Source organism: Vibrio sp. ABH4_348 (genome assembly GCF_056159765.1).
Genome location: NZ_JBSWVW010000001.1, coordinates 2,397,145 through 2,420,229 on the forward strand (window position 1 = coordinate 2,397,145; position 23,085 = coordinate 2,420,229).

Annotated in this window: 18 protein-coding genes; 6 read left to right on the forward strand and 12 right to left on the reverse strand. The window is 44.7% G+C overall.

Annotation, left to right across the window (positions count from 1 at the left end; genetic code table 11):
- Positions 1 to 199: 199 nt before the first annotated feature.
- Genes yqiA through nudF form a run of 4 tightly spaced genes read right to left on the reverse strand, consistent with a single transcriptional unit; the run spans position 200 to position 2,686 of the window.
- Positions 200 to 781, reverse strand: coding sequence for an esterase YqiA (gene yqiA / locus ACXAFJ_RS10955; protein ID WP_475323392.1), 582 nt, complete (start codon positions 779 to 781; stop codon positions 200 to 202).
- A gap of 2 nt (positions 782 to 783) precedes the next feature.
- Positions 784 to 1,608, reverse strand: coding sequence for a 3',5'-cyclic-AMP phosphodiesterase (cpdA, locus tag ACXAFJ_RS10960; protein ID WP_475323393.1), 825 nt, complete (start codon positions 1,606 to 1,608; stop codon positions 784 to 786).
- Positions 1,605 to 2,063 (reverse strand): DUF1249 family protein, encoded by a 459-nt coding sequence (locus tag ACXAFJ_RS10965; RefSeq protein ID WP_475323394.1) that lies wholly within the window; start codon positions 2,061 to 2,063, stop codon positions 1,605 to 1,607. The genes cpdA and ACXAFJ_RS10965 overlap by 4 nt, the downstream gene beginning before the upstream one ends.
- Positions 2,054 to 2,686, reverse strand: a complete 633-nt coding sequence (nudF, locus tag ACXAFJ_RS10970) for an ADP-ribose diphosphatase (RefSeq protein ID WP_475323397.1) — start codon at positions 2,684 to 2,686, stop codon at positions 2,054 to 2,056. The genes ACXAFJ_RS10965 and nudF overlap by 10 nt, the downstream gene beginning before the upstream one ends.
- A gap of 230 nt (positions 2,687 to 2,916) precedes the next feature.
- On the opposite strand from nudF, the gene tolC reads away from it, so the two are divergent.
- Positions 2,917 to 4,239: an outer membrane channel protein TolC gene (gene tolC, locus ACXAFJ_RS10975; protein ID WP_475323398.1), complete on the forward strand. Its 1,323-nt coding sequence runs from the start codon at positions 2,917 to 2,919 to the stop codon at positions 4,237 to 4,239.
- A 76-nt stretch (positions 4,240 to 4,315) separates the two neighbouring features.
- On the opposite strand, the gene hldE is transcribed toward tolC, so the two are convergent.
- The 4 genes from hldE to ACXAFJ_RS10995 form a co-directional block, all read right to left on the reverse strand.
- Positions 4,316 to 5,746: a bifunctional D-glycero-beta-D-manno-heptose-7-phosphate kinase/D-glycero-beta-D-manno-heptose 1-phosphate adenylyltransferase HldE gene (gene hldE, locus ACXAFJ_RS10980; RefSeq protein ID WP_475323400.1), complete on the reverse strand. Its 1,431-nt coding sequence runs from the start codon at positions 5,744 to 5,746 to the stop codon at positions 4,316 to 4,318.
- 84 nt (positions 5,747 to 5,830) lie between these two features.
- Positions 5,831 to 8,674 (reverse strand): bifunctional [glutamate--ammonia ligase]-adenylyl-L-tyrosine phosphorylase/[glutamate--ammonia-ligase] adenylyltransferase, encoded by a 2,844-nt coding sequence (gene glnE / locus ACXAFJ_RS10985; protein ID WP_475323401.1) that lies wholly within the window; start codon positions 8,672 to 8,674, stop codon positions 5,831 to 5,833.
- Positions 8,675 to 8,810: 136 nt separating this feature from the next.
- Positions 8,811 to 10,067: a methyl-accepting chemotaxis protein gene (locus ACXAFJ_RS10990; protein ID WP_475323402.1), complete on the reverse strand. Its 1,257-nt coding sequence runs from the start codon at positions 10,065 to 10,067 to the stop codon at positions 8,811 to 8,813.
- 370 nt (positions 10,068 to 10,437) lie between these two features.
- A complete protein-coding gene (locus ACXAFJ_RS10995; RefSeq protein ID WP_475323404.1) occupies positions 10,438 to 11,958 on the reverse strand; it encodes a CYTH and CHAD domain-containing protein in 1,521 nt (506 codons plus the stop codon).
- A 202-nt stretch (positions 11,959 to 12,160) separates the two neighbouring features.
- Between ACXAFJ_RS10995 and ACXAFJ_RS11000 the strand changes: the two genes are divergently transcribed.
- The 3 genes from ACXAFJ_RS11000 to ACXAFJ_RS11010 all read left to right on the forward strand — a co-directional run bounded on the left by ACXAFJ_RS11000 (position 12,161) and on the right by ACXAFJ_RS11010 (position 14,963).
- Positions 12,161 to 12,841 (forward strand): TIGR00153 family protein, encoded by a 681-nt coding sequence (locus tag ACXAFJ_RS11000; protein ID WP_475323405.1) that lies wholly within the window; start codon positions 12,161 to 12,163, stop codon positions 12,839 to 12,841.
- Between the two features lie 79 nt (positions 12,842 to 12,920).
- The gene (locus tag ACXAFJ_RS11005; RefSeq protein WP_475323406.1) at positions 12,921 to 14,180 is read left to right on the forward strand and encodes an inorganic phosphate transporter; all 1,260 of its coding nucleotides are present in this window, start codon (positions 12,921 to 12,923) and stop codon (positions 14,178 to 14,180) included.
- A 168-nt stretch (positions 14,181 to 14,348) separates the two neighbouring features.
- Positions 14,349 to 14,963, forward strand: a complete 615-nt coding sequence (locus ACXAFJ_RS11010) for a TIGR04211 family SH3 domain-containing protein (RefSeq protein ID WP_475323408.1) — start codon at positions 14,349 to 14,351, stop codon at positions 14,961 to 14,963.
- A gap of 73 nt (positions 14,964 to 15,036) precedes the next feature.
- Here ACXAFJ_RS11010 and ACXAFJ_RS11015 read toward each other — a convergent pair whose 3' ends face one another.
- A complete protein-coding gene (locus ACXAFJ_RS11015) occupies positions 15,037 to 15,726 on the reverse strand; it encodes a general secretion pathway protein GspB (RefSeq protein WP_475323409.1) in 690 nt (229 codons plus the stop codon).
- On the reverse strand, positions 15,723 to 17,330 hold the full coding sequence (locus ACXAFJ_RS11020) for an ExeA family protein (protein WP_475323410.1): 1,608 nt from the start codon (positions 17,328 to 17,330) through the stop codon (positions 15,723 to 15,725). The genes ACXAFJ_RS11015 and ACXAFJ_RS11020 overlap by 4 nt, the downstream gene beginning before the upstream one ends.
- A gap of 73 nt (positions 17,331 to 17,403) precedes the next feature.
- On the opposite strand from ACXAFJ_RS11020, the gene ACXAFJ_RS11025 reads away from it, so the two are divergent.
- Together ACXAFJ_RS11025 and ACXAFJ_RS11030 are read left to right on the forward strand one after the other, a co-directional pair.
- Complete coding sequence (locus ACXAFJ_RS11025; protein ID WP_475323412.1) at positions 17,404 to 18,630, forward strand: multifunctional CCA addition/repair protein; 1,227 nt, start codon at positions 17,404 to 17,406, stop codon at positions 18,628 to 18,630.
- Between the two features lie 102 nt (positions 18,631 to 18,732).
- Positions 18,733 to 19,218 (forward strand): hypothetical protein, encoded by a 486-nt coding sequence (locus ACXAFJ_RS11030; RefSeq protein WP_475323413.1) that lies wholly within the window; start codon positions 18,733 to 18,735, stop codon positions 19,216 to 19,218.
- Positions 19,219 to 19,989: 771 nt separating this feature from the next.
- On the opposite strand, the gene eno is transcribed toward ACXAFJ_RS11030, so the two are convergent.
- Both eno and ACXAFJ_RS11040 read right to left on the reverse strand, forming a co-directional pair.
- On the reverse strand, positions 19,990 to 21,291 hold the full coding sequence (gene eno / locus ACXAFJ_RS11035; RefSeq protein ID WP_475323414.1) for a phosphopyruvate hydratase: 1,302 nt from the start codon (positions 21,289 to 21,291) through the stop codon (positions 19,990 to 19,992).
- A 90-nt stretch (positions 21,292 to 21,381) separates the two neighbouring features.
- Positions 21,382 to 23,016 carry a CTP synthase gene (locus ACXAFJ_RS11040; protein WP_475323416.1) on the reverse strand — a complete coding sequence of 545 codons (1,635 nt, stop codon included), beginning with the start codon at positions 23,014 to 23,016 and terminating at the stop codon, positions 21,382 to 21,384.
- Positions 23,017 to 23,085: the final 69 nt, after the last annotated feature.

Genomic DNA, 23,085 nt, shown 5'->3' on the forward strand with positions numbered 1-23,085 from the left:
AAGTAAACCAGCATACCTAAGCTCGCTAGAGTATTAGCCTTACTATACCCATAACTGGTTTAGGTATACTCGCCAACATAGTCTGGCTCAGGTGGGATCTTGTCAAGTGAGGCGAAGAAAAGTATGACTCTAACCTCAATCAACAGCTCAAAGGGTAGACAAAGTGGCGCTTAAGTTGCCCAAGTTTCCATTGAAGTTTTTACAGCTCAAGAAATTTAACAATTTGCTCGGGGTAACGCTCAAAGTCTATAAAGCTGTGGTCACCGCCTTCTTCAACGGTTTGTTTCGCACCAACCAGCTTATCTACCGCTTGGCGATAATCTAATACTTCATCGCCTTTTTGTTGCAGCAGCCAAAAATCATTCGGGGTTTGGATCTGATCGACATCCAACTCTTTTAGTTCGTCGACATGATGAGCTTCGAGCACATACTGCTTTTTGCTGTACATGTTCTCTTGTACGCCTAGATAGTCTGTTAATAGCTCATAAGGTTTTACCGCAGGATTGATCAGTACCGCCTTTGCACCAAATTTCGCATTCAACCAAATCGAAAGATAACCACCAAGTGAGCTACCAACTAAACCTATGCGATGGCTTTTGCTAAAAGACTTCATTTTTTCCAGCAAAAGTGCTTCGGTCTGCTTAGGGAAATGCGGTAACTCTGGAATATACAGTTCAATATCGGGACGGTATTGCTGGCAATATTGTTTCATCACCTGAGCTTTATGCGACTCAGGTGAACTATTGAAACCGTGCAGGTAAACCAGAAGAGATGGACGCACAGTTAATAGCCTGTCGATTCAAAGTCAGGTGTAAAGGAGCCGTTAGATAATCTCGACACTCTTGTCACCAACTCTCCGTTGTCGTAAAGCTCAAGCTCGCGCCACCCTGGTGATAGGTTATCTACCGCAAAATCATCGGAATTGGGCTTAAATTGTACACATGTTGACGGCGAGGCCATGACTTGTACACCATTGTGGTTCAGGTTCAAATCCTGATGAATATGGCCACACAGTAAGGCTTTGACGTTGCTGTGCTTATCCAAAACTTGCCATAAGTCGTCATCATTTTTCAACGTGTGGTGATCAAGCCAAGCACTCCCCGCAAGCACAGGGTGATGATGCAAAATAACCAACGAATGGCGGGAGCTGTACTTAGTAAGAACGCTATCTAGAAAATTCAGCTGCTGCTCACTCAAACGACCATAAGGAACGCCCACTACCTGAGAATCCAGTAAAACAATTTGCCAATGTTGACCCAACAGAGCATGAGATACGGGTTGAATCTGATCAGACGGCATTACCGAAGACATATTGGGTTGATAGTCGTGGTTCCCCGGCAGCCAATAACAAGGCTTTTCTAAGGGAACGATGCCTGATTCAAATTCAGTGTAGGAAATCTCGGAATGGTCCTGCGAAATGTCACCTGTGGCCAAAATCGCGTCATAATCGAATTCAGCTTGAGTGATGGCATCGACAACCGCGTGAAAACTGTCGCGTGTATTGACGCCAAGCAACATACCATCAGCTTCCGCGTACAGATGGGTGTCTGTAATTTGAATCAGCTTGATAGGTGAAGTTAGAGTCGAATGCTCGGTCGTATTTTTCAATTTGAATCCTGACTAAAATTGAACGGGGCACGGCTAATCCCCTGTCGCAGACAAAACGTTAACCAATCTCCTAAAAACCGATTGGCTTGCGCTTTTTCATCCTTTTGGAACATCCCCTTATTGGGATAATCATAGCGTGGTTGTATACGGCGAACATTGTCACTGCTACAGACCTCGGCCACTCTGGCATCGTGGTAAAGCCTGACAGACATTTTTGGCAATGGAAATACTGGAATATCATCGCTTTGACAGATGTCGACCAAAGTTGTGTACTTTGTGACTTCGCCCACTTCAATTTGATAATTCAAACTTGAAGCTTGGTAACAGCGAATATCTCCAACTTGCGGGTCAGTAGGAATCAGCGCGTTGAGCTTGGCGTAGTTGGTCTCGTAGACACGCATCAACTCTGCAAGGTCTACGTGATAGGGACGTCTGTCTACCGATTTTATTGCCATTGCTCTCTCAATCTGAGGTGATTTAGCTGTAACCATTGTAACGCTATGATTGATGCGCCATTTTCGATAACACCACTTTCCACCATTTTGTAAGCCTCTTGGCGAGACATCACAATCACGCGAATATCTTCACCTTCTTCTTCAAGACCATGCAAACCTTTTGCCGTACTTGCATCAGTTTGACCAACAAATACGTCTAGTTTTTCCGAACAAGCTCCAGAAGATGGATAGTATGAGGTAATCTTTTCCATCAAGCCGATATCGATACCCGCTTCCTCTTGCGCTTCTCGTTTGACTACCTCTTCCGATGCTTCTTGTTTGTCGATCATCCCTGCCACGATTTCAATTTGCCAAGGGTGCGCATGCTCAAGGGCACCAACGCGAATTTGCTCGATCAACACAACTTGGTCAGTTTTCGCATCGTAAGGAAGTAGAGCGGCGGCATGCCCACGCTCAAACATCTCGCGCTTAATTTCTGGGCTCCAACCACCAGCGTACAATTTGTGCTTAAAACGATAGTTTAGCACCTTGAAAAAGCCGGAAAATGCTTCTGACTTTTCAATAATTTGAACATCGGAAGGCGAAAAATAAGATTCCAAGTTATTTTTTTTTGTTGATGTCATATCAGGCCTATCTCAAAGAATCGGTTATATTATAAGGCTTTGCTAAACTCGCCAAGTTCACAACTCAACTTTTTCTACAAAACTTACACAAAAGTTTAATATGCTTGAATTAAATTGCTTGAGATTCAACGGGTTTAGTATAAAAATGGTCAAGTTTTGAGTGAGTTCACCTTTTTGATGAATTTGTGACAAACATGACTTTTCCCAATCACCGTTGGCAGGAACAAGCTATGAAGAAATTGCTTCCTTTATTTATAAGTGTAGCGTTGGGCTCTGTGAGTTCTGCGACTTATGCGGACACACTGGCTGAAGTGTATAACCAAGCCAAAACCAATGACACACAGCTTCTAGGTGCACAGGCGCAAAAAGACGCTACCTTTGAAGCAGTAACAGCCAGCAAGAGCTACTTATTACCGCAAATAGATTTGAAAGCCGGATACAACATTGTACGTGGTGATTTTGACCTAGACGCGGGAGGTGAAGTTGATAATGACAAAAATGCATTAACAGCAGGAGCCTCACTTAACCAAAATATTTATCACCCAGCCAGTTGGGTAGGATTGGAAATTGCGGAGAAAACCGCACGTAAAGCTGACACTGAATATGCCATTGCACAACAAGCTTTGATATTGCGAGTCGCTAATGCTTATTTTGATGTGCTTAAAGCTCAGGATAGCCTTGAGTTAGTACGCGCTGAAAAAGCAGCTGTGGCTCGTCAGCTAGAACAAACCAAACAACGCTTTGAAGTGGGTCTATCAGCCATTACTGACGTGCATGACGCTCAAGCGCAGTTCGACGCAGTATTGGCGAATGAAGTGTTGGCAGAAAGTACGCTAACCAACAGCTACGAAGGGTTACGTGAAATCACCGGCTCGGAGCATGGTGAACTAGCCACGTTGGACACAGATCGCTTTTCCACCCAAAAGCCGACTCAGTCTATTGAAGAGCTAGTCAATACAGCTACTGAGAAAAACCTGAGCCTCCTTGCTAAGAAGATTGATCAGTCTATTGCCAAAGACCAAATTGAAGTTAAGCAAACTGGGCATTTACCAACGTTGACACTTAATGGTGGTTACGACTATTCCGACGTAGGTAGTTCAGCAAAAAGTGACGGTAATGGTGGTGATTTCAGCTTAGGTTTGAACCTAAAGCTTCCGCTATATTACGGTGGTCGCGTTGATTCAGAAACCAAGCAAGCTGAGTATGGTTATGTCGCGGCAAGTCAGGCGCTTGAGGGAACCTATCGAAATGTTATCAAGGAAGTTCGCGCTCAAAACAACAACATCCTAGCTAACATTGGTGCCATCAAAGCCTATGAGCAGTCTGTGGTTTCAGCCAAATCAGCGCTAGAAGCAACAGAAGCAGGGTTTGATGTGGGTACGCGTACCATTGTTGATGTTCTGCAAGCGACTCGTCGTTTGTATGACGCCAACAAAAACCTATCAAATGCTCGTTACAACTACATCCTAAGCACGTTGCAACTGCGCCAAGCTATGGGTGTGTTAAGTGAGCAAGAGATCTTAGACATCAGTAATGGTCTAAAAAATAGCTAATTCACTGTAAGAAACGTTAAAAGCCGCAACAATTGGTTGCGGCTTTTTTATGGGTTTCTGTTACACAGACTTTTATTTAGCCACGACCACCTTTAATGGCATCTATGATTTCTGTCGTAGAACAGCCGGCTTCAAAATTGAGTACTTTGACTTCCCCACCATTTGCGATCACTTCCTTACCACCAGCAATCTCTTCAGGTTTGTAGTCGCCACCTTTTACCAGCAGGTCAGGCAATACTTCGGCTATCAGTCGCTGTGGGGTATCTTCGGAAAATGGTACCACCCAATCTACCGCACCTAACCCTGCTAGCACCGCCATACGACGTTCCGTTGGATTCACTGGACGACCAGGGCCTTTCAAACGTTTCACTGACTCATCGGTGTTCACAGCAACAATTAAGCGTTGACCCAGTTCAGCCGCATGATTTAGGTAAGAGACGTGTCCCGCGTGCAAGATATCAAAACACCCATTGGTCATGACCACTTTCTCGCCGCGAGCCTGAGCTTGTTTCACTGCTTCGATAAGTTTCGCTTCTGACAGCACGCCAAAGTCCGTATCGTGGCTGCCGTGTACCGCTTCGGCCAGTTCGATGGTTGACACTGTCGATGTACCCAACTTACCGACGACGACACCGGCAGCAGCATTGGCCAAAGCACAAGCTTCATCCAGTGGTTTACCAGCAGAAACAGACGCCGCGAGGACAGAGATTACCGTATCACCTGCACCTGTCACGTCATACACTTCTTGCGCGAGAGTCGGTAAGTGGAATGGTTCTTGTCCTTTTCTTAACAAAGTCATACCATTTTCACTGCGAGTAACAAGTAGGGCTTCAAAATCGAACTGGTCAATCAGATCCAAACCTTTGCTCACTAGCTCCTCGTCAGACTTCACTTTACCAACCACGGCTTCAAACTCACTCATATTCGGTGTCAACAATGTCGCGCCTCGGTACGGTTCAAAATCCGTTCCTTTTGGATCGATAAACACGGGCACACCAGCCGATTTAGCTTTTTGAATGTAGTGTTGAACGTGCTCCAGCGCGCCTTTCGCGTAGTCAGATAAAACCACGGCACCCACTTTAGGCAGCGCCTGGTCCATGCGATTCAAAATAAGTTCTGGATCGGTATTTTCAAATTTGTCTTCAAAGTCCAAACGAATCAACTGCTGACCGCGACTCAGTACACGTAATTTAGTGATCGTTGGATAGTTTGCTAACCCTACAAAATCGCATTTCACCTTCAATGCAGAAAGTGTTTCGTTTAGTACTTTTGCTGGTTCATCAATACCAGTCAGACCAATGATATGAGCGTGACCACCAAGTGAGGCGATATTCATCGCCACGTTAGCCGCACCGCCGGGGCGCTCTTCATTGTCTTCCACTTTGACGACGGGAACGGGCGCTTCAGGCGATATACGGCCAGTAGGGCCATACCAATAGCGATCTAACATCACATCGCCAACAATCAATACACCCGAGTCACTGTACTTCGGCAAAATGGGCTTCATTCTAAATCTCCAAAAAATCGTTCTGTGTCAGTTTACCATAGCTCTGGTGTCAAACCAGGTAGCTATCCTGAACGGTGAAACTCTTTAATCCAATAGCCATTGAGACCACAGATTAGTGACTAAAGTTCTCTCAGTTACGAACTTATCTTGTGCCACATCGGCATCAAGATTCAGCAAATTTCTATGATGTATCTTGTCTCGCATTGAAGTGTAAGCGTGAATCAAGGCCATCGCAGCCTCTTCCTCTAAGATGCCTTGAGCAATACAAGTTTCAAAAATACGGATGTTATCCGACCACCGAGTTAATTTGGGGTGCTCGGTACTGAATCTCAGAATTAAAAATTGCGCGAGAAACTCGATGTCTGTAATGCCACCTTTATCTTGTTTCAGCATAAACCGGTCGGCTTTTTTACCGCCTAAATGGTCACGCATCTTTTCTCGCATTTCTGTAACTTGCGTACGCAACTCTGTTGAGTCACGTTCCATGGTTAAAACCTTATGTCGAACCTCGCCAAAAGCGGCGCGCAAATGTTGCTCGCCATACACTACCCGAGCGCGAACTAGAGCTTGGTGTTCCCAGGTCCAAGCTTCTTTGAACTGGTAGTCTTCAAAGGCATCAATCGGGCTGACTAACAAACCTGAAATTCCTGACGGTCGTAGACGTGTATCCACTTCGTACAAAATGCCCGAAGGTGTGCGAGTGGAAAAGATATGAATCACACGCTGAGCTAAACGCAAGTAGAACTGCCTGCCATCAATTTCTCGTTTACCATCGGTATAAATGTTGGCTGGGCAATCATGAATAAAGACCACATCTAGGTCGGAGTTATACCCCAGCTCCCAACCGCCGACCTTGCCATAGCCGACGACTGCAAAGCCTTTTTCGTCGTCCGCGTTAAGATGAGTCGGTCGCCCATACTTTTCGATCATTTGCTGCCAAGCTTGTTGCACGACCGCATCGACAATGGCTTCCGCCAAATAGGTCAAGTGGTCACTAACTTTAGTAACGGGTAAAACTTCAGCAATATCCGCAGCCGCAATACGAAGCAAACAAATTTGTTTAAACTGGCGTAACGCCTCCATCTGCTGTTCCATATCATCTTGTGGAATACGTGCCAGATAATCTCTAAGTTCTAACTTGTAGGCTTCTGGTGCCACTGGATTATATAGGTGCTGAGGGTCAATCAACTCATCGAGAAGAATCGGGTAGCGCCCCAATTGCTCTGAAATCATTGGGCTTGCACTACACAAACGCACCAGCTGAAAACGCGCTCCTGGATGTTCATCGAGCAACTCCAAATAGGTGGTTCGCGTCGCGATTTTTTGCAGTAGGTGGAGCACTCTAGGCAGACCAAACTCAGCGTCTTCTCGAGAAAAAATATCCGAGTACATTTTGGGCATTAATCGGTTAAGGACCTCTCGCCCTCTTGGCCCAAGTGTTTTCTTGGTTAACTCTTTTTTGAAGTCAACCATCTGAGACGATGCCCGCTGGTAATAAGTTAACGCTAAGTCTTCCGATAAAATCTGTTGAACCACATCTTGCTGTTTGGAGACATCCCACAGTTCCTGAAAATACGCCGCGACCTCTCCCTGCTCTTCTTCGTCATCACCAATCAGGCCGTGGAATACTTGATTGACATTACTCATATGAGAGGCTAATTGCTCAGTCAAATCCCCCCAGGAATCGAACTTCATGGCGTAACAAAGTTGAGCTTGTTGAGTCGGATTATCTGGCAAGGTTTGGGTTTGTTTATCTTCTAACGCTTGAATCAAGTTTTCCAAACGGCGCAAAAAAACATAAGCATCGCGAAGTTTGGGCACATCGCCTTGCTCGAGTAGCGACAGTTCTTCAATCGCGTCTAAGGTTTCCAGCAAACCTCGTTGACGAAGAGAGGGCTCCCGACCACCGCGAATAAGCTGAAATACCTGCGCAATGAATTCGACTTCCCGTATACCACCGGCACCTAATTTGATGTTATTGCTCAAGCCTCGACGACGTACTTCAGTGGTGATCATTGATTTCATGCGGCGCAGCGATTGTATTGCACTAAAATCGATGTAGCGTCGAAATACAAATGGACGCAGCATTTTACGCAGTGGCTGGTACTCTGGGTACATCTCTCGCCCCATGACTCGAGCCTTCACCATGGCGTAGCGTTCCCAGTCTCTGCCCTGCTCTTGATAATAATCTTCCAACGCGTCGTAACTCATCACAAGCGGACCACTTTCGCCAAAGGGTCGCAACCGCATGTCAACCCGGTAACAGAAGCCGTCAAAGGTTTGCTGATCCAATGCCCTAATGATTCGTTGCCCTAATCGGGTAAAAAACTGGGCATTAGCGATACTGCGCCGCGCGCCTTGAGTTTCACCATTATCTGGGTAAGCAAAAATCAAATCGATATCCGACGAAAAGTTCAACTCACCACCGCCCAATTTACCCATACCAATAATCAGCATTGGTTGCGCTTGCCCCTCGCTGTTACTGGGTGTTCCCCATTCCTGACAGCAAATCTGATATTGCCAAGCGTAAGTTTCGTAAATGAGTGCTTCCGCCAATTCAGAAACATGGTGCAGACTGTCGACTAAATCCCAGTTGCCAAGAAAGTCGCGCCACGCAATATAGGTCATTTCTCGATTGCGAAATTGTCTTAAGATGCGATGCCCTTGATTCTCATCAGTGACCTCTGCTAACAACGAATGAAGCAGAGTGCGATAATCGCAACTTCTAGATTCAGCAGCCAGCATTTCAGGAAAACACGCCACCAATTCGCCATCTCTATTCAATGACTCAACCACAAAGTCACTCAATCCACCCACGATTTTAAGTTGTTTTATATATGGTTCTGGCCAGTGGGAAAAATCATGATGTTGTTGAAGAGAATGTAGTGCTTGTTGCGAGTTTTCAGCAAGAATCGAGGGTAGTGACATAGTTTAGGCTCGTAACCAGAAGTTAAGGTGAATAAGCGATAGGCTAATGTCTTTCACTCTATATGAAAGTAAGACAATTAAAAATGCCCACTGCGAATAAGTGGGCATGGATACCAAGTTTGAATAGATTCACACGCTAGATTTTGAAAGAGGTAATTTTCTGATCCAGTTCTTCAGCATTTTTTTGCATGATTTCTGAGGTTTCGAGTAGCTCAGTCACAACGGTTACCGAGGCCTCTACTAGCTCTCTAACATTAGTCAGATTTTGATTCATCTCGTCAGCCACACTGCTTTGCTGACCTGCCGCGGTTGCGATTTGGAAGTTCATATCATTAATGTCAGTTACTTGAGTCACGATGCCGTCTAATTCACTGCCAGCGTTCGTCACCAACTCGACTCCATCTGCCGCTTCAACAACGCTTTTCTCCATCAGTTCCACGGCGCTGTTCGCGTTGTTTTGTAATTTGGTGATCATATCTTGAATTTCCACCGTGGCTTCTTGAGTTCGTTGTGCCAAGTTTCGTACTTCATCAGCGACAACAGCAAAGCCTCGTCCCGCTTCGCCAGCACGAGCCGCCTCAATAGCTGCATTTAGTGCTAACAAGTTAGTTTGTTCAGATATCCCTTGAATGGTGCCCACCACGCTACCAATCGATTCAACGCTCTCTTCTACTTGGTTAACCGCTTCTGCTGATTGGCTAATGTCTTTGGATAACTCACTCATTTTAGACACTGTATCTAGCACAAAACGTTGACCTTTCTGCGCTTGTTCAGCCGCACTCTCTGTGACTGAAGAGGCGCGAGACGCATGCTCTGCAACAGTTTGTACCGTTGAAGACATTTCGCTCATCGCTGTGGCTAATTGGTCTATTTCATTAAACTCTTCTTGTGCCGACTCTTTAGTTTCCGACATGCTCAGAGTCATAACTTCGGTTAGTTCCGCTAGCTCATGAGACGATTTAACCTGCATGCTGATCATCTCTTGTAATTGCACACGGGTCTTTTCCAGCTCACGAGCAACGTCACCGTATTCATCTTTACAAACCATCTCGATCGGCTCAGACAGATCGCGCTGCGCCATCGCACGAATACTGTCACTCAAATATTGCGTTTGTCGAAGCATGATGCGAGCAGCGAATAAGAGTAGTGCGACAAAAGCCACTATCATAAATCCTGTCTGCCACGCCACTTCCACCAAGTAAGATTCATAATGTTGCTGGGCAACTTCTGTGTTATTCGTTGCCGCGAGCAAGGCATCGTAAAAGGTGCTCGCATCCCACAGCTGCTTAACCACAATCAGCAACGTACTGAAGGTCATAAGTAAAATCATCTTAGGGACTAAGCGAATATCAGTTATCACTTTTTCCCAAGGTTTAAAGCTCATTACGGCCATAGTTTCGCTCCACGAACAACGACTGATGCATAAATTCATACGCCCCATTATTTTGAGGCTCGTAATTAATTAAAAATTGTAACAAACACAGATATCAATAAATGCGTATCCCATCACTCGAACTACATTATTTGGATTTTCTGTGATCTTGTGCTGGTTATCTTGGATTACTGGTGTTCATATCTGAGATATCAGACTTTAGCTTGATGATACTATCGACGAGATGTAGCGGAACTGTAATTATTTTTGTAAGTGAAACAGCGTTGTGTGTACGCTGTCTCATCTTTACTTAAATTAATATTTTATTTAGGTGAATTGTTGTTAAGGCACTTATTAAACAAGTAGTTATTCAACCACTGGCAATTTGGTTTCACGATTGCCAATAAGGCTCAGATTCAAGTGTAATATTACGCGTTTGCTGCATAGCGTGAAGAATCGAATGTCGCTGCCTTTCTAACCAGCGTTCAATTTGCGTTTTCTCTTCTTGATCTTCAATTAGGTCAACCAGCTCCTCGACAACTACTAGAGTTTGCAGATCCGCCATACCTTCCAACAAATCAGCCCAAGGAAGACGGAACTTGTTGCGCTCATCCAACTGATAAAGGTAGGCAAAACACACACCAGTATATAAATTGCGTTTTAAACGGTATTGCTGACCAAGATAATCTTGTTCACTAAATAACGCATCGACAGGAAAAGCCTGTAATAGTTCTCTCCAAGTGAGTTCTAATTGCTGAGCAGAATAAGGCTTCAGTGGTTGTAACAAATTGCGGCGAGACTTGTCGTCAAGGAAGGGTTGCCATGCTCGGCTCAAGATCCAACGGCTTAAATCCAGTATTAGACCTGTATACCTCGCAGACTCTAATAAAGATAAAATCGCCGCTCTATCAGGAAGGTGCGTCTGTTTTTCTTCCAAAAGAGACATGAGTTTTTTCTTGGCATCCAGCTTGCGCAGCACATGACCTTTGTCTTGCAGCAACTCGCCCAAACACCAAGCTTCACTCAACCAGGTAAACTCTTGTTCCAACCATTTAAGCTCTTGACGCAATAATGCGGTGGCACGCCGCGGAACCACTTGGCTAAACACAGTAAAGATTTGTCGAATACAACTGACTGATGTCTGAATTTCATGCAGTGCAGCCAGTTCATGGCGCTCTGCAAAAATCTGTTCGTGATAGTGCCAGTGCGACAGAGCATGTTCTAAGTTGATGATCATTGCCGTTTCGACTGAATCCGTTTCGGTCACTCTCGCCAACGATAGCGGTTTAACTTGGTCACCTGAGTACTTTGCCGCTAAGCGATAACCCCGCGCGGCTTTACTCAAATTACCGAGACGCATTCCTCCGTGCTCAGACAACTGCCTAGCAAGATTAAACAGGGAATCGGTTTGACCCGACTTCAACTCCAATTCCACTTCACAAATTGGATCTACTAATCCCCCAGCAACCACTTGCCCTTGATCAAAAGCCACTTCTACTTGACTGCCGTCTGGCATCGCGATTAACCATTGCTCCCTAGTAAAATCGGTCGCAAAGATAGCTTCGACTTGGTTTTGTAATTCCTCTGCGCTGCGGCCATTGGGCCAAATGTCTGCGGGGTGTAGCGATAATAACGGCTCATTACTGTGGTGAGTTGCGTTGAATTCTGGACGCTGATGCAAACCAGCAACTACTCGACCAGCGGTTTTAACGGTTTGAACAAACGTGTCTTCAACACGTCGGATTCGAAGACCAATATCGTGCTGACGCAACCATTTATCAGGGGTGTCAAAATAGGTGTTACCCAGATTTCGACAACTGTGCTGCAGTATCTTTGTTTGCGATATTTTGTCTCTTAATACGTCGGCAAATTCTGTTGCTACAAAGAACTTCAGTTCGATTTCGGTTTCCATAATTATCCTTGGCTGTCTCGACAAAAACAGCATAGGGGGGAACAAACTTGTCGGCAAGAGACAAAGATCACCGCAATGATGATCTAAAACAGTTTTAAAGCCCTATTTATTGAGTTAACATTCGCGCCTTTATAGCCACCTGTTTGACATTTAATCAATTCGTTTAATGTTTTTTCGGTTATAGCGAAAAGGTTGCAAAGCCATGCCAGTAAATACCATCATGGGATTGTTTGCCAAATCCCCTATCAAGCCACTGCAACGCCACGTTGTCTGTGTCAATGAATGCTGTTCTCACCTTGTGAACTTCTTTGAAGTTTGTGCACAAGAAGACTGGGAAAAAGCAGAAGAAATTCGAGCTCAGATTTCCCACTTAGAAAAAGAAGCCGATGTGCTTAAACGCGAGATTCGTCTCAAATTACCACGCGGATTGTTTATGCCTGTGGATCGCAGCGATCTTCTCGAGCTTCTTACCCAGCAAGATAAACTCGCCAACTTAGCAAAAGACATTGCTGGCAGAGTGTATGGAAGGAAACTTGTTATTCCGGCACCGCTGCAGAGCAATTTTATTGCTTACGTCAGTCGCTGTTTAGATGCAGCCAATCAAGCTCAGAAAGTTATCAATGAGCTGGACGAACTACTAGAAACAGGTTTCAAAGGAAGAGAAGTCACTCTGGTCGCAGAAATGATCCACCAGCTCGATGCGATCGAAGATGATACGGATACCATGCAAATTGAGCTACGACGTCAATTGATGGAGATTGAACACGAGTTCAGTCCTATTGATGTGATGTTTTTGTACAAGATTTTAGAGTGGGTTGGCGGTATTGCAGACCAAGCGCAGCGTGTTGGCGCTCGTCTGGAACTGATGCTTTCACGCTCGTAATCACCAAATTGATAATTTGCACTGAATGTTGTTTGGGCACTACCAGCCCTATTCAGTGTGTTTAAAAATAGGTAATCCGATGGAAATTCTTGCTAACTACGGCACCACAATCATACTTATCGCCGCATTCTTTGGCTTTTTAATGGCCATAGGCATAGGTGCTAATGACGTAGCCAATGCGATGGGCACTTCAGTCGGCTCAAAAGCACTCACGGTTAAACAAGCGATTGTTATCGCGATGATTTTTGAGTTTGCTGGGGCTTACCTCGCCGGTGGCGAAGTGACCGATACCATTCGTAAAGGGGTCATTGAAACCTCACTGTTTGCTGACAAACCAGACGTGCTCGTCTTTGGGATGATGTCATCCCTACTCGCGGCTGGAACTTGGCTATTACTCGCTTCCTTCATGGGCTGGCCGGTCTCCACCACTCACTCGATCATCGGCGCAATCATTGGTTTTGCTTGTGTCTCTGTCGGAACAGAAGCGGTGGATTGGGGAAGTGTTCAAGGTATCGTCGGCAGTTGGATTATTACTCCGGTTATTTCTGGCTTCTTTGCATACCTCATATTTATCAGTGCTCAACGTCTGATCTTTGACACCGAAAAACCGTTAGTAAATGCGAAACGTTTTGTCCCTATGTACATGTTTTTGACCACCATGGTGATCGCACTGGTTACTATCAAGAAAGGGTTAAAGCACGTGGGGTTACACCTGAGTACAACTGAAGCCTGGTTGTGGTCTGCGGGTGTTTCGGCATTGATTATGATTGGCGGCTATTTGTATATTCAAAAACGCTTTGCTGATCGCGAAGATGGTCACGGCTTTAGCGGCGTAGAAAGCATTTTTAGCGTGTTGATGGTAATCACCGCTTGTGCCATGGCATTTGCTCATGGTTCGAATGATGTGGCAAACGCCATTGGCCCACTGTCTGCTGTGGTTTCCACCATTGAGCATATGGGTGAAATCACCACTAAAAGCCAAATTGCATGGTGGATTCTACCATTAGGTGGTTTTGGTATTGTGGTTGGCCTTGCAACACTAGGTCATAAAGTTATGGCGACCGTTGGTACAGGAATTACCGAGCTGACACCAAGCCGTGGTTTTGCTGCTCAACTTGCCACAGCAACCACTGTAGTATTGGCATCCGGTACGGGCTTGCCTATCTCTACAACTCAAACTCTAGTTGGAGCTGTATTAGGCGTTGGTTTCGCTCGTGGTATTGCAGCGCTAAACCTCGGTGTGGTTAGAAATATTGTCGCATCATGGATTGTCACTTTACCAGCAGGTGCACTGCTGGCAGTGGTGTTCTTCTATGGAATTCAAGCAATGTTTAGTTAATGGAATTGTTAACTAAGCGTCAATATTGACTCAAACACACAAAAGGGAGGTTTTTGCCTCCCTTCTTAGTTGCACCGTGCGATGAAACTTCATACTATTTTGCAAGTACCAGCCCAAATCACTTGATATCTCAGGGTTTCCATTAAAAAAACAAGTAAAGGAATGATTGTGAAGAAACTGTTTGTCGCAGTATTAACCTCGCTACTGCTGCTGCCTTCCGCTTATGCCCAACAACGCTACATTGCAGATAAGCTCTTTACCTATATGCATTCAGGTCCAAACAATCAATATCGTATTATTGGTAGTGTCGATGCAGGTGAACCCATTACCCTATTGGAAACGAATTCCGAAACAAACTACGCCAGAATCCGTGATGGAAAAGGACGTGTTGGATGGGTTCAATCGCGCTTTGTAACCCGACAAGAAAGTGTGGCAACTCGCTTGCCTAAATTGGAACAAGAGCTACTGGACGTCAAACAACAGCTTTCCAGTGCTAGAGCGAATGCCGACAGTGAAATGGCAGATCTGGCAAGTATGCTTGAACAGCGCAATCAAGAAATTAATGAGCTAGAGACCAAAAGCTCGCAAATGAATAAACAACTCATCGCTTCGCAGACCGAAGTGCGTAAGCTGCGTGAAACGTTGGATGCGCAAAAGAATGATATGTTGATGAAGTACTTTATGTACGGCGGCGGTGTTGCGGGTGGTGGTCTGTTATTCGGGCTTATCTTGCCTCACTTAATCCCGCGTAAAAAGCAAAACCGTGCAGGTTGGATTGATTAAACTGGTTCAATCAAAAGTGACTTAAAAAAGGACTACATATGGTAGTCCTTTTTAGTTTTGGTTGGCGTGCTTCCTACCCTGCCCATTCATGTAAAGCGGGTATTTTAATTAACTTATCCTGATAGCGAACCAAAACGTATTGCGGCTCTATTCGCTGTAATAACACTTGCTGGGTGATCCACTGCCCTTCCGATACCTCTTTACCATTCACCTTGACCCAGCGTTTCTTAATGTCGGTAGAATAGATGTGTGATTGAAAGTTCATCGCCGGTAGCCTGCCGCGGTATGACTCTGAATACTCCTCTAAATCTTGTACCAAAGACAGGTTAGCAGTCTTATTTTGCTCTGGTTCGCGCAATGCACTGGATACTTTATCAGCCAACTCAGAGGGTAAAGCCGAGAGATCCAGCTTCAGATCCAATGGTTCGCTAACTTCTTCAGATACCTGTAACTCAGACCTCAAACTTTCTTCGGTATTTAGCTGTGAATCCGTTGAGTCGCTTAGAGTACTTTGTTCTGATACCTCTGCGGTGACAAGATTACCGTCGATCCAATCCGTATCAAAAGACAGTGATGAGTTAGGTTGTAACTGACTGGTATCTATCTGAAACTGTGCCACATTAATTGTATCTTCAACGTCAATAATTTTGGGTTCACTGGCTGCGGGTGGAGCAGCCAAACGTTGAGAATAGGTTTGATAGCTGAGCCCCATAAACACGACTGTTGGAACTAACAATGCGAGAATCCACACCACTACTTTCATCGAACTTCTCCCTTTAGGGAATAGATGGAAGAGGTCAATTTAGGGCCTTTTTCTTGAGTTAAGCGTTCAAGTTTCGATAAGGTCACTTTGCCCGCTACACCATCAACCACCAAGTCGTTTTCTGCTTGAAAGCGTTCGATTTTGCGTTTTAGGCTTTCATCAAATTGGTGATGTGGATTGACTGCCACAGATAGTAAAGCACTGACTTTAGCGTCGAGCTTTGCAATGGCATTTCCCGACATTCCCAACTTCAGTGTATCGGTCCAATACTGCATCCAAAGGACCTTGGCATTGCCGTGCCAGTGCGGCTCGAGCCATTTTTTAGCAAAAGTGAACCTGTTGCCGTTATGGATCAGTGTCACTTGCTCGCCATTGATTCCGACCAGAAGCGGAAAAACATTCTTCCCAGACATTTTTAATTCCAGTACTACTGGTAGATTAAGTTTCTGCAACGTTTGCCATGTCTGTCGTTCTAGTCGCTGACACGCCAATTCATTATCTGAAACCACACATTCTAAATCTTCAATATTGGCCTGATAGCCCCATAGATTAAACAAATCCGATAAGGCTTGTCGCTCGCTACTAGCAATTAACAAATCAGTAAGTGCTTGGGGGTATACCAATCTTTGCTTGGCAATAGACTCTGTAGGATGGTTGGGTATTGGCATAAATTGTTCAACCCAAGGTTTCACCCAATTTGGATACCCAAACCAAATAGCGATAGTAGCCAACCCTCCAACAATTAGTGGGCCAAAGATAGCAGAGGGTTGTTTTACTCGCTGCTCAGTTCGAGTTAGAAATTGATGCTGCAAAACTTGGTTACAGGCTTCTTTTACAGTCCTAAAACTGACTTGATTTTGATTATCTCGAAACGTTTGGTGTAATGCGTGATCAGCCACCAGGTTAATCAATCGAGGCACACCTTGGCATTGTTTGGCGATCAGAGCTTTACCTTTTGAACAAAACAAGGCCTCAGTTACACCAGAATTTCGCAGTCGATGTTCAATATAGCGAATGGCTTCTGATGTGGAGAGTGAAAGGAGGTGGTAGCGACCGGTAATGCGTTGTGCTAGCTGTCGCAGCCGTTCTGTTTGCAGTAGTGACTGTAGTTCTGGCTGCCCAATTAACAGCACTTTGAGAAGCTTGTGCCCATCCAATTCATAGTTAGTGAGTAGCCGCAGCTGCTCTAAAACTTCTGCTGACAACAGCTGGGCTTCATCAAGAACCAATAGAGTCTGTTTACCTTCGGCATGATTGGTTTCCAAGTAGCTCTGCAACTTGGCAGTCAGATCTTTTTGCGACGTCGATTTTTTGTACTTAATCTCAAATTGATCGCAGATTGCCTGTAGTAACTCTAGCGTGGTAAAGCTCGGATTTAAAATACAGGCAACCTCAACCGATGAATCTAACTCCGCTAACAGCGCCTTACTTACCGTCGTTTTGCCTGTGCCTACCTCTCCCGTTAACAATGCAAATCCACCACCAGCGAAACCCGCTTTTAAATGATACAGCGCTTCTTTGTGACGTTGGCTTAAAAACACATTTTGTGAGCTGGGAACAATGGAAAATGGAGCTGAACTCATTCCAAAGTGAGTTAGATACACGGTCGATCCTATTATTGAACTAACGGGTTAAGTATCATGAACCTAAATAAGGTCATAACGTAAGGACTATAAGGTGCAAGTATACCTAGTTGGTGGAGCGGTGCGAGATAAGCTTCTCAATCTATCGAACTATGACAAAGATTGGGTGGTAGTAGGTTCAAGCCCGGAGGAAATGCTTACACAAGGTTTTACCGCTGTTGGCAAAGATTTCCCCGTATTTCTTCACCCTAAAACCAAAGAAGAACATGCATTGGCCCGAACTGAGCGTAAGTCAGGCAATGGCTACACCGGGTTTGAGTGTTATTTTGCACCTGATGTCACGCTAGAAGATGACCTTTATCGCCGAGACCTGACTATCAACGCAATGGCGTTTGACCAAAATGGTGAGGTTATTGATCCATTTAATGGTCAAAGGGATATTGCAAATAAAACCCTAAGACATGTATCCGAAGCCTTTGTTGAAGACCCGCTGCGAGTACTTCGTGTGGCACGTTTTGCGGCCAAATTGGCTCATTTAGGATTTACGGTCGCACCTGAAACCTTGACGCTGATGACAGAAATTGTCAAGTCCGGAGAATTAGCGCACTTAACCCCTGAACGAGTCTGGCAGGAGTGGCATAAGTCTCTGACGACCCAAAATCCTGAAGTCTTTTTACAAGTGCTCAGAGATTGTGGTGCGCTTGCCGTAGTGATTCCGGAAATCGACCAGCTATTTGGCGTCCCGCAACCTGAAAAATGGCACCCAGAAATTGATACTGGGGTACACACTTTACTCGTTGCCCAACAAGCAGCCAGGCTATCAAATTCCACCACAGTGAGATTTGCCGCTCAGGTCCATGACTTAGGCAAAGGCGTTACACCAAAGCAAGAATGGCCAAGCCATAAAAAGCACTGTCACACAGGCCTTGCGCTCATCAAAAAGCTCTGCCAACGGTTGCGAGTTCCCAACGAGTTTAAAGAATTAGCACTGCTGGTTTGCGAACAACATTCAAATATTCATCGAGCAGCCGAATTGAAACCTAGTACAACCCTCAAAATTCTCAATAAATTCGATGTATGGCGCAAGCCAGATAGGTTTAATGAAATCCTTTTGTGTTGTGAAGCGGATAGCAAAGGGCGAACGGGACATGAAAACATTGAGTATCCGCAGAAAACCCTATTTGAAAACGCATATCAAGCTGCGCTATCAGTCAGTGTACAAGATATCGTTAGACAAGGTTTTAAAGGTGCTGAGATCCGCGAAGAACTGGAAAAGCGAAGATGTGATGCTTTAAAGAACAAGCTCACCTTACAAACATAACAGTTACAAGCAAGGATGAACAAACACGCACAAAACAAATCTCAAGTTTAACCAGGTTGTTAAAATAGTAGAATTGAAAAAATTTAGCTAAATAAAGCAGATATGAAATTAGTCCTCGCATTCATCTTGATATTACTATCATCTAATGTAAATAGCCTAGAGCTACAATTTGACGCTCACACTTATTTAAAGCTACCGGAGCCTGAGAAAATCATACATGAAGGTCAGGTACTACTGCTGCTATACCCTGAACATCATATATCTCACGAATTAGTAAAATCCCATTCCTATCACTTTATAGAAACTAATATAGAAGGCATCGAAATTGAGTACTTTTCATGTTTAATTCTAGATGAATGCCATTCGCTCGATTTTGACCAAGACCTTCTCAAAAAAGCTCAATCCGATAAAGAGTTGTTTGGCGCAAATAATGAAAACTTTTATCGCATCAAAAAATTTGGCGCATTTGCAGGTTACAACTATGAACAAACGGTAGGCTTTCTTTTTGTCAAAAGTGACAAAGGCCTTCATCAGATAGTGTTCAATGGAGAATTCAACAAGTTCTTGTCATTTTTTGATTTAGGGTAACCAATGGAACCAAGTATAAAATCCGATCTAAAAGAATTTTTAGCAAAGTTATATGGACCAAGTGTCAACGGATGGAATATAACGCCAAAACTTGCTATCAAAGTAACACAGATGTTAGCTGAAAGCAGACAGTGCTCGAGAGCTATGGATTATATTCCGAGGCCCCACGCTATAGGAGCTAGCCATATCTCTTGGTTAAGAAGTCAAGCAGCTAAGTTATTATTTCGCCACCTGAGAGAAAACAAAGACGAGTATTATATTTGCTTGAAGAGTTCGAGCCTAAAATGGAAAAGTGAACTCGAAATAGCGCAATATGGTCTCTAAAAGTAACGAGTTCATTATGTAATGATTATTTTTCTCCCGAGTTCAACTTCGAAGTACGACACTCTCAAATTTTAACAACTGTCAATATTAGCAGGTAAAAAAGTGGGTATGCTACGGTTAATACTACCTAGGTACAAACTAGATAGCTCTGCTTGCTGGGCAGTTTAGCAACACCGTCGACATAGCTCTCTGTTTCAAAATAAAATCACATCCCGCCAAAAAAGCGATGCGTTTAAAAGCAATAAAGCTAAGCGTTATTCAATAAAGAACTAAGCTTGGCCTTTAACTTCTTTAAGACCGCTTTCTTGTGAAAAAGGAGGAGCACGCTCATTTAGCGCTTCTTTTCGACAACCGACAACTGCCGATTATCCGTATTCCACAAACAAAAACGCCCCGCAAAAGCGAGGCGTTTCAAAGTAATAAAGCTAAGCGTTATTCAATAAAGAATTAAGCTTGACCTTTCACTTCTTTAAGACCGTTGTAAGGAGCACGCTCACCTAGCGCTTCCTCGATACGGATTAGCTGGTTGTACTTAGCAACACGGTCAGAACGGCTCATAGAACCAGTCTTGATTTGACCTGCAGCAGTACCTACCGCTAGGTCAGCGATAGTTGCGTCTTCAGTTTCGCCAGAACGGTGAGAGATTACAGCTGTGTAACCTGCATCTTTAGCCATCTTGATTGCAGCTAGAGTCTCAGTTAGAGAACCGATTTGGTTGAACTTGATAAGGATAGAGTTAGCTACGCCTTTCTCGATACCTTCAGCAAGGATCTTAGTGTTTGTAACGAATAGATCGTCACCTACTAGCTGAAGCTTGCCACCTAGTAGTTCAGTTTGGTGCTTGAAGCCATCCCAATCAGACTCGTCTAGACCGTCTTCAATAGAAACGATTGGGAACTGGTTAGCTAGCTCAGCTAGGTAGTGGTTGAACTCTTCAGAAGAGAAAGTCTTACCTTCGCCTTTCATGTTGTAGATGCCAGCTTCTTTGTCGAAGAACTCAGATGCCGCACAGTCCATAGCTAGAGTAACGTCTTTACCTAGTTCGTAACCAGCAGCTGCAACAGCTTCTGCGATAACTTCTAGCGCTTCAGCGTTAGACTTAAGGTTTGGAGCGAAACCACCTTCGTCACCAACTGCAGTGCTGTAGCCTTTAGACTTAAGTACTTTAGCTAGGTTGTGGAATACTTCTGCACCTACACGTAGAGCTTCTTTAAGAGTCTTAGCGCCAACTGGTTGGATCATGAACTCTTGGATGTCAACGTTGTTGTCTGCGTGCTCACCACCGTTGATGATGTTCATCATTGGTAGAGGCATAGAGAACTGACCCGCAGTACCGTTTAGCTCAGCGATGTGCTCGTATAGAGGCATGCCTTTCGCCGCTGCAGCAGCTTTAGCGTTCGCTAGAGAAACTGCTAGGATAGCGTTAGCACCGAACTTAGATTTGTTGTCAGTACCGTCTAGGTCGATCATAACTGCGTCGATTGCAGCTTGGTCTTTCGCGTCTTTGCCCACTAGAGCTTCAGCGATAGCACCGTTAACAGCTTCAACAGCTTTAAGAACGCCCTTACCTAGGAAACGCGCTTTGTCACCGTCACGTAGCTCAAGAGCTTCGCGAGAACCAGTAGATGCACCAGATGGAGCAGCAGCCATACCTACGAAACCGCCTTCTAGGTGTACTTCAGCTTCTACAGTTGGGTTACCACGTGAGTCGATGATTTCACGACCTAGAACTTTAACGATCTTAGACATTAATGTTTCCTCTCGTTCAAATATAAATGTCAAACTTAATGGCTAGCAGCACAGCAATCGCTACCAGCCGTATCCTTTTTAACTTCTAAATTACGATTCGCTGCGTTGATATTCGCCAGCAGCTTTTACAAAGCCTGAGAACAGCGGATGGCCATCGCGCGGCGTCGATGTAAACTCAGGGTGGAACTGACCAGCCACAAACCACGGGTGCTCTGGGATTTCAATCATCTCAACCAGCTTTTTGTCTGCAGATAAGCCAGACACTTTTAGACCCGCTTTTTCAATTTGTGGACGCAGTACATTGTTCACTTCGTAACGATGACGATGACGCTCATGAATCTTGGTACTTCCGTACATTTCATAAGCTTTTGTGCCTTTCTCAATATGACACAGCTGCGAACCAAGACGCATGGTGCCGCCCAAGTCTGAAGTTTCTGTGCGCTCTTCGACTTTACCTTCACCATCTACCCACTCAGTAATCAAACCTACCACAGGGTATTTGCTGTCTTTGTTAAATTCTGTTGAATGTGCACCTTCCATACCCGCGACATTGCGCGCGTATTCAATCAGGGCAACTTGCATACCTAGACAAATGCCAAGGTATGGTACTTTGTTTTCGCGAGCGTACTGAGCGGCAAGAATTTTACCTTCAACACCACGGTCACCAAAACCACCTGGAACTAAGATTGCGTCCAAGCCTTCTAATACTTCTACGCCTTTGCTTTCAACATCTTGCGAATCAACATACTTAATGTTGACGCTGAGACGGTTTTTCAAGCCCGCGTGTTTTAATGCTTCATTTACTGATTTATAGGCATCTGGTAATTCAATGTATTTACCTACCATACCGATAGTCACTTCACCCGTTGGGTTAGCTTCTTCGTAGATTACCTGTTCCCACTCAGACAAGTCCGCTTCAGGCGCTGTGATACCAAAACGAGAACACACTAAATCATCCAAACCTTGCGATTTGATCAATTGAGGGATCTTGTAGATGGAATCAACGTCTTTCATGGAGATCACGGCTTTTTCTGCAACATTACAGAAAAGCGCGATTTTCTTACGCTCATTAGCAGGGATCATTCGGTCTGAACGACACACTAGAATGTCTGGCTGAATACCAATCGACAGTAGCTCTTTTACAGAGTGCTGTGTTGGTTTGGTTTTCACTTCACCTGCTGCCGCTAGGTAAGGAACCAAAGTCAAGTGCATGAACATCGCATGTTCACGACCAATTTCAACGGCAAGCTGACGAATCGCTTCCATAAATGGCAAAGATTCGATATCACCGACCGTACCACCCACTTCTACGATCGCAATGTCATGGCCTTCAGCACCAGCAATTACGCGATCTTTAATTGAGTTTGTGATGTGTGGGATAACTTGAATCGTCGCACCTAGGTAATCACCACGACGCTCTTTAGCAAGAACATCAGAGTAAACACGACCAGCTGTAAAGTTATTACGCTTGGTCATCTTGGTGCGAATAAAGCGTTCGTAGTGACCAAGGTCAAGATCGGTTTCTGCGCCATCTTCAGTCACAAATACTTCACCGTGTTGAGTCGGGCTCATTGTACCCGGGTCCACGTTGATGTATGGATCTAGCTTCATAATGGTCACTTTAAGACCACGAGCTTCAAGAATGGCTGCCAATGAAGCGGCTGCAATACCTTTACCTAGAGAGGATACAACCCCGCCAGTAACAAAAATATAATTTGTCGTCATGTTTAACCTGAAATTGGTTGAATGAGGGAAATGGAGTTCATCTGGACGGGACGCAATAATACCAGAACC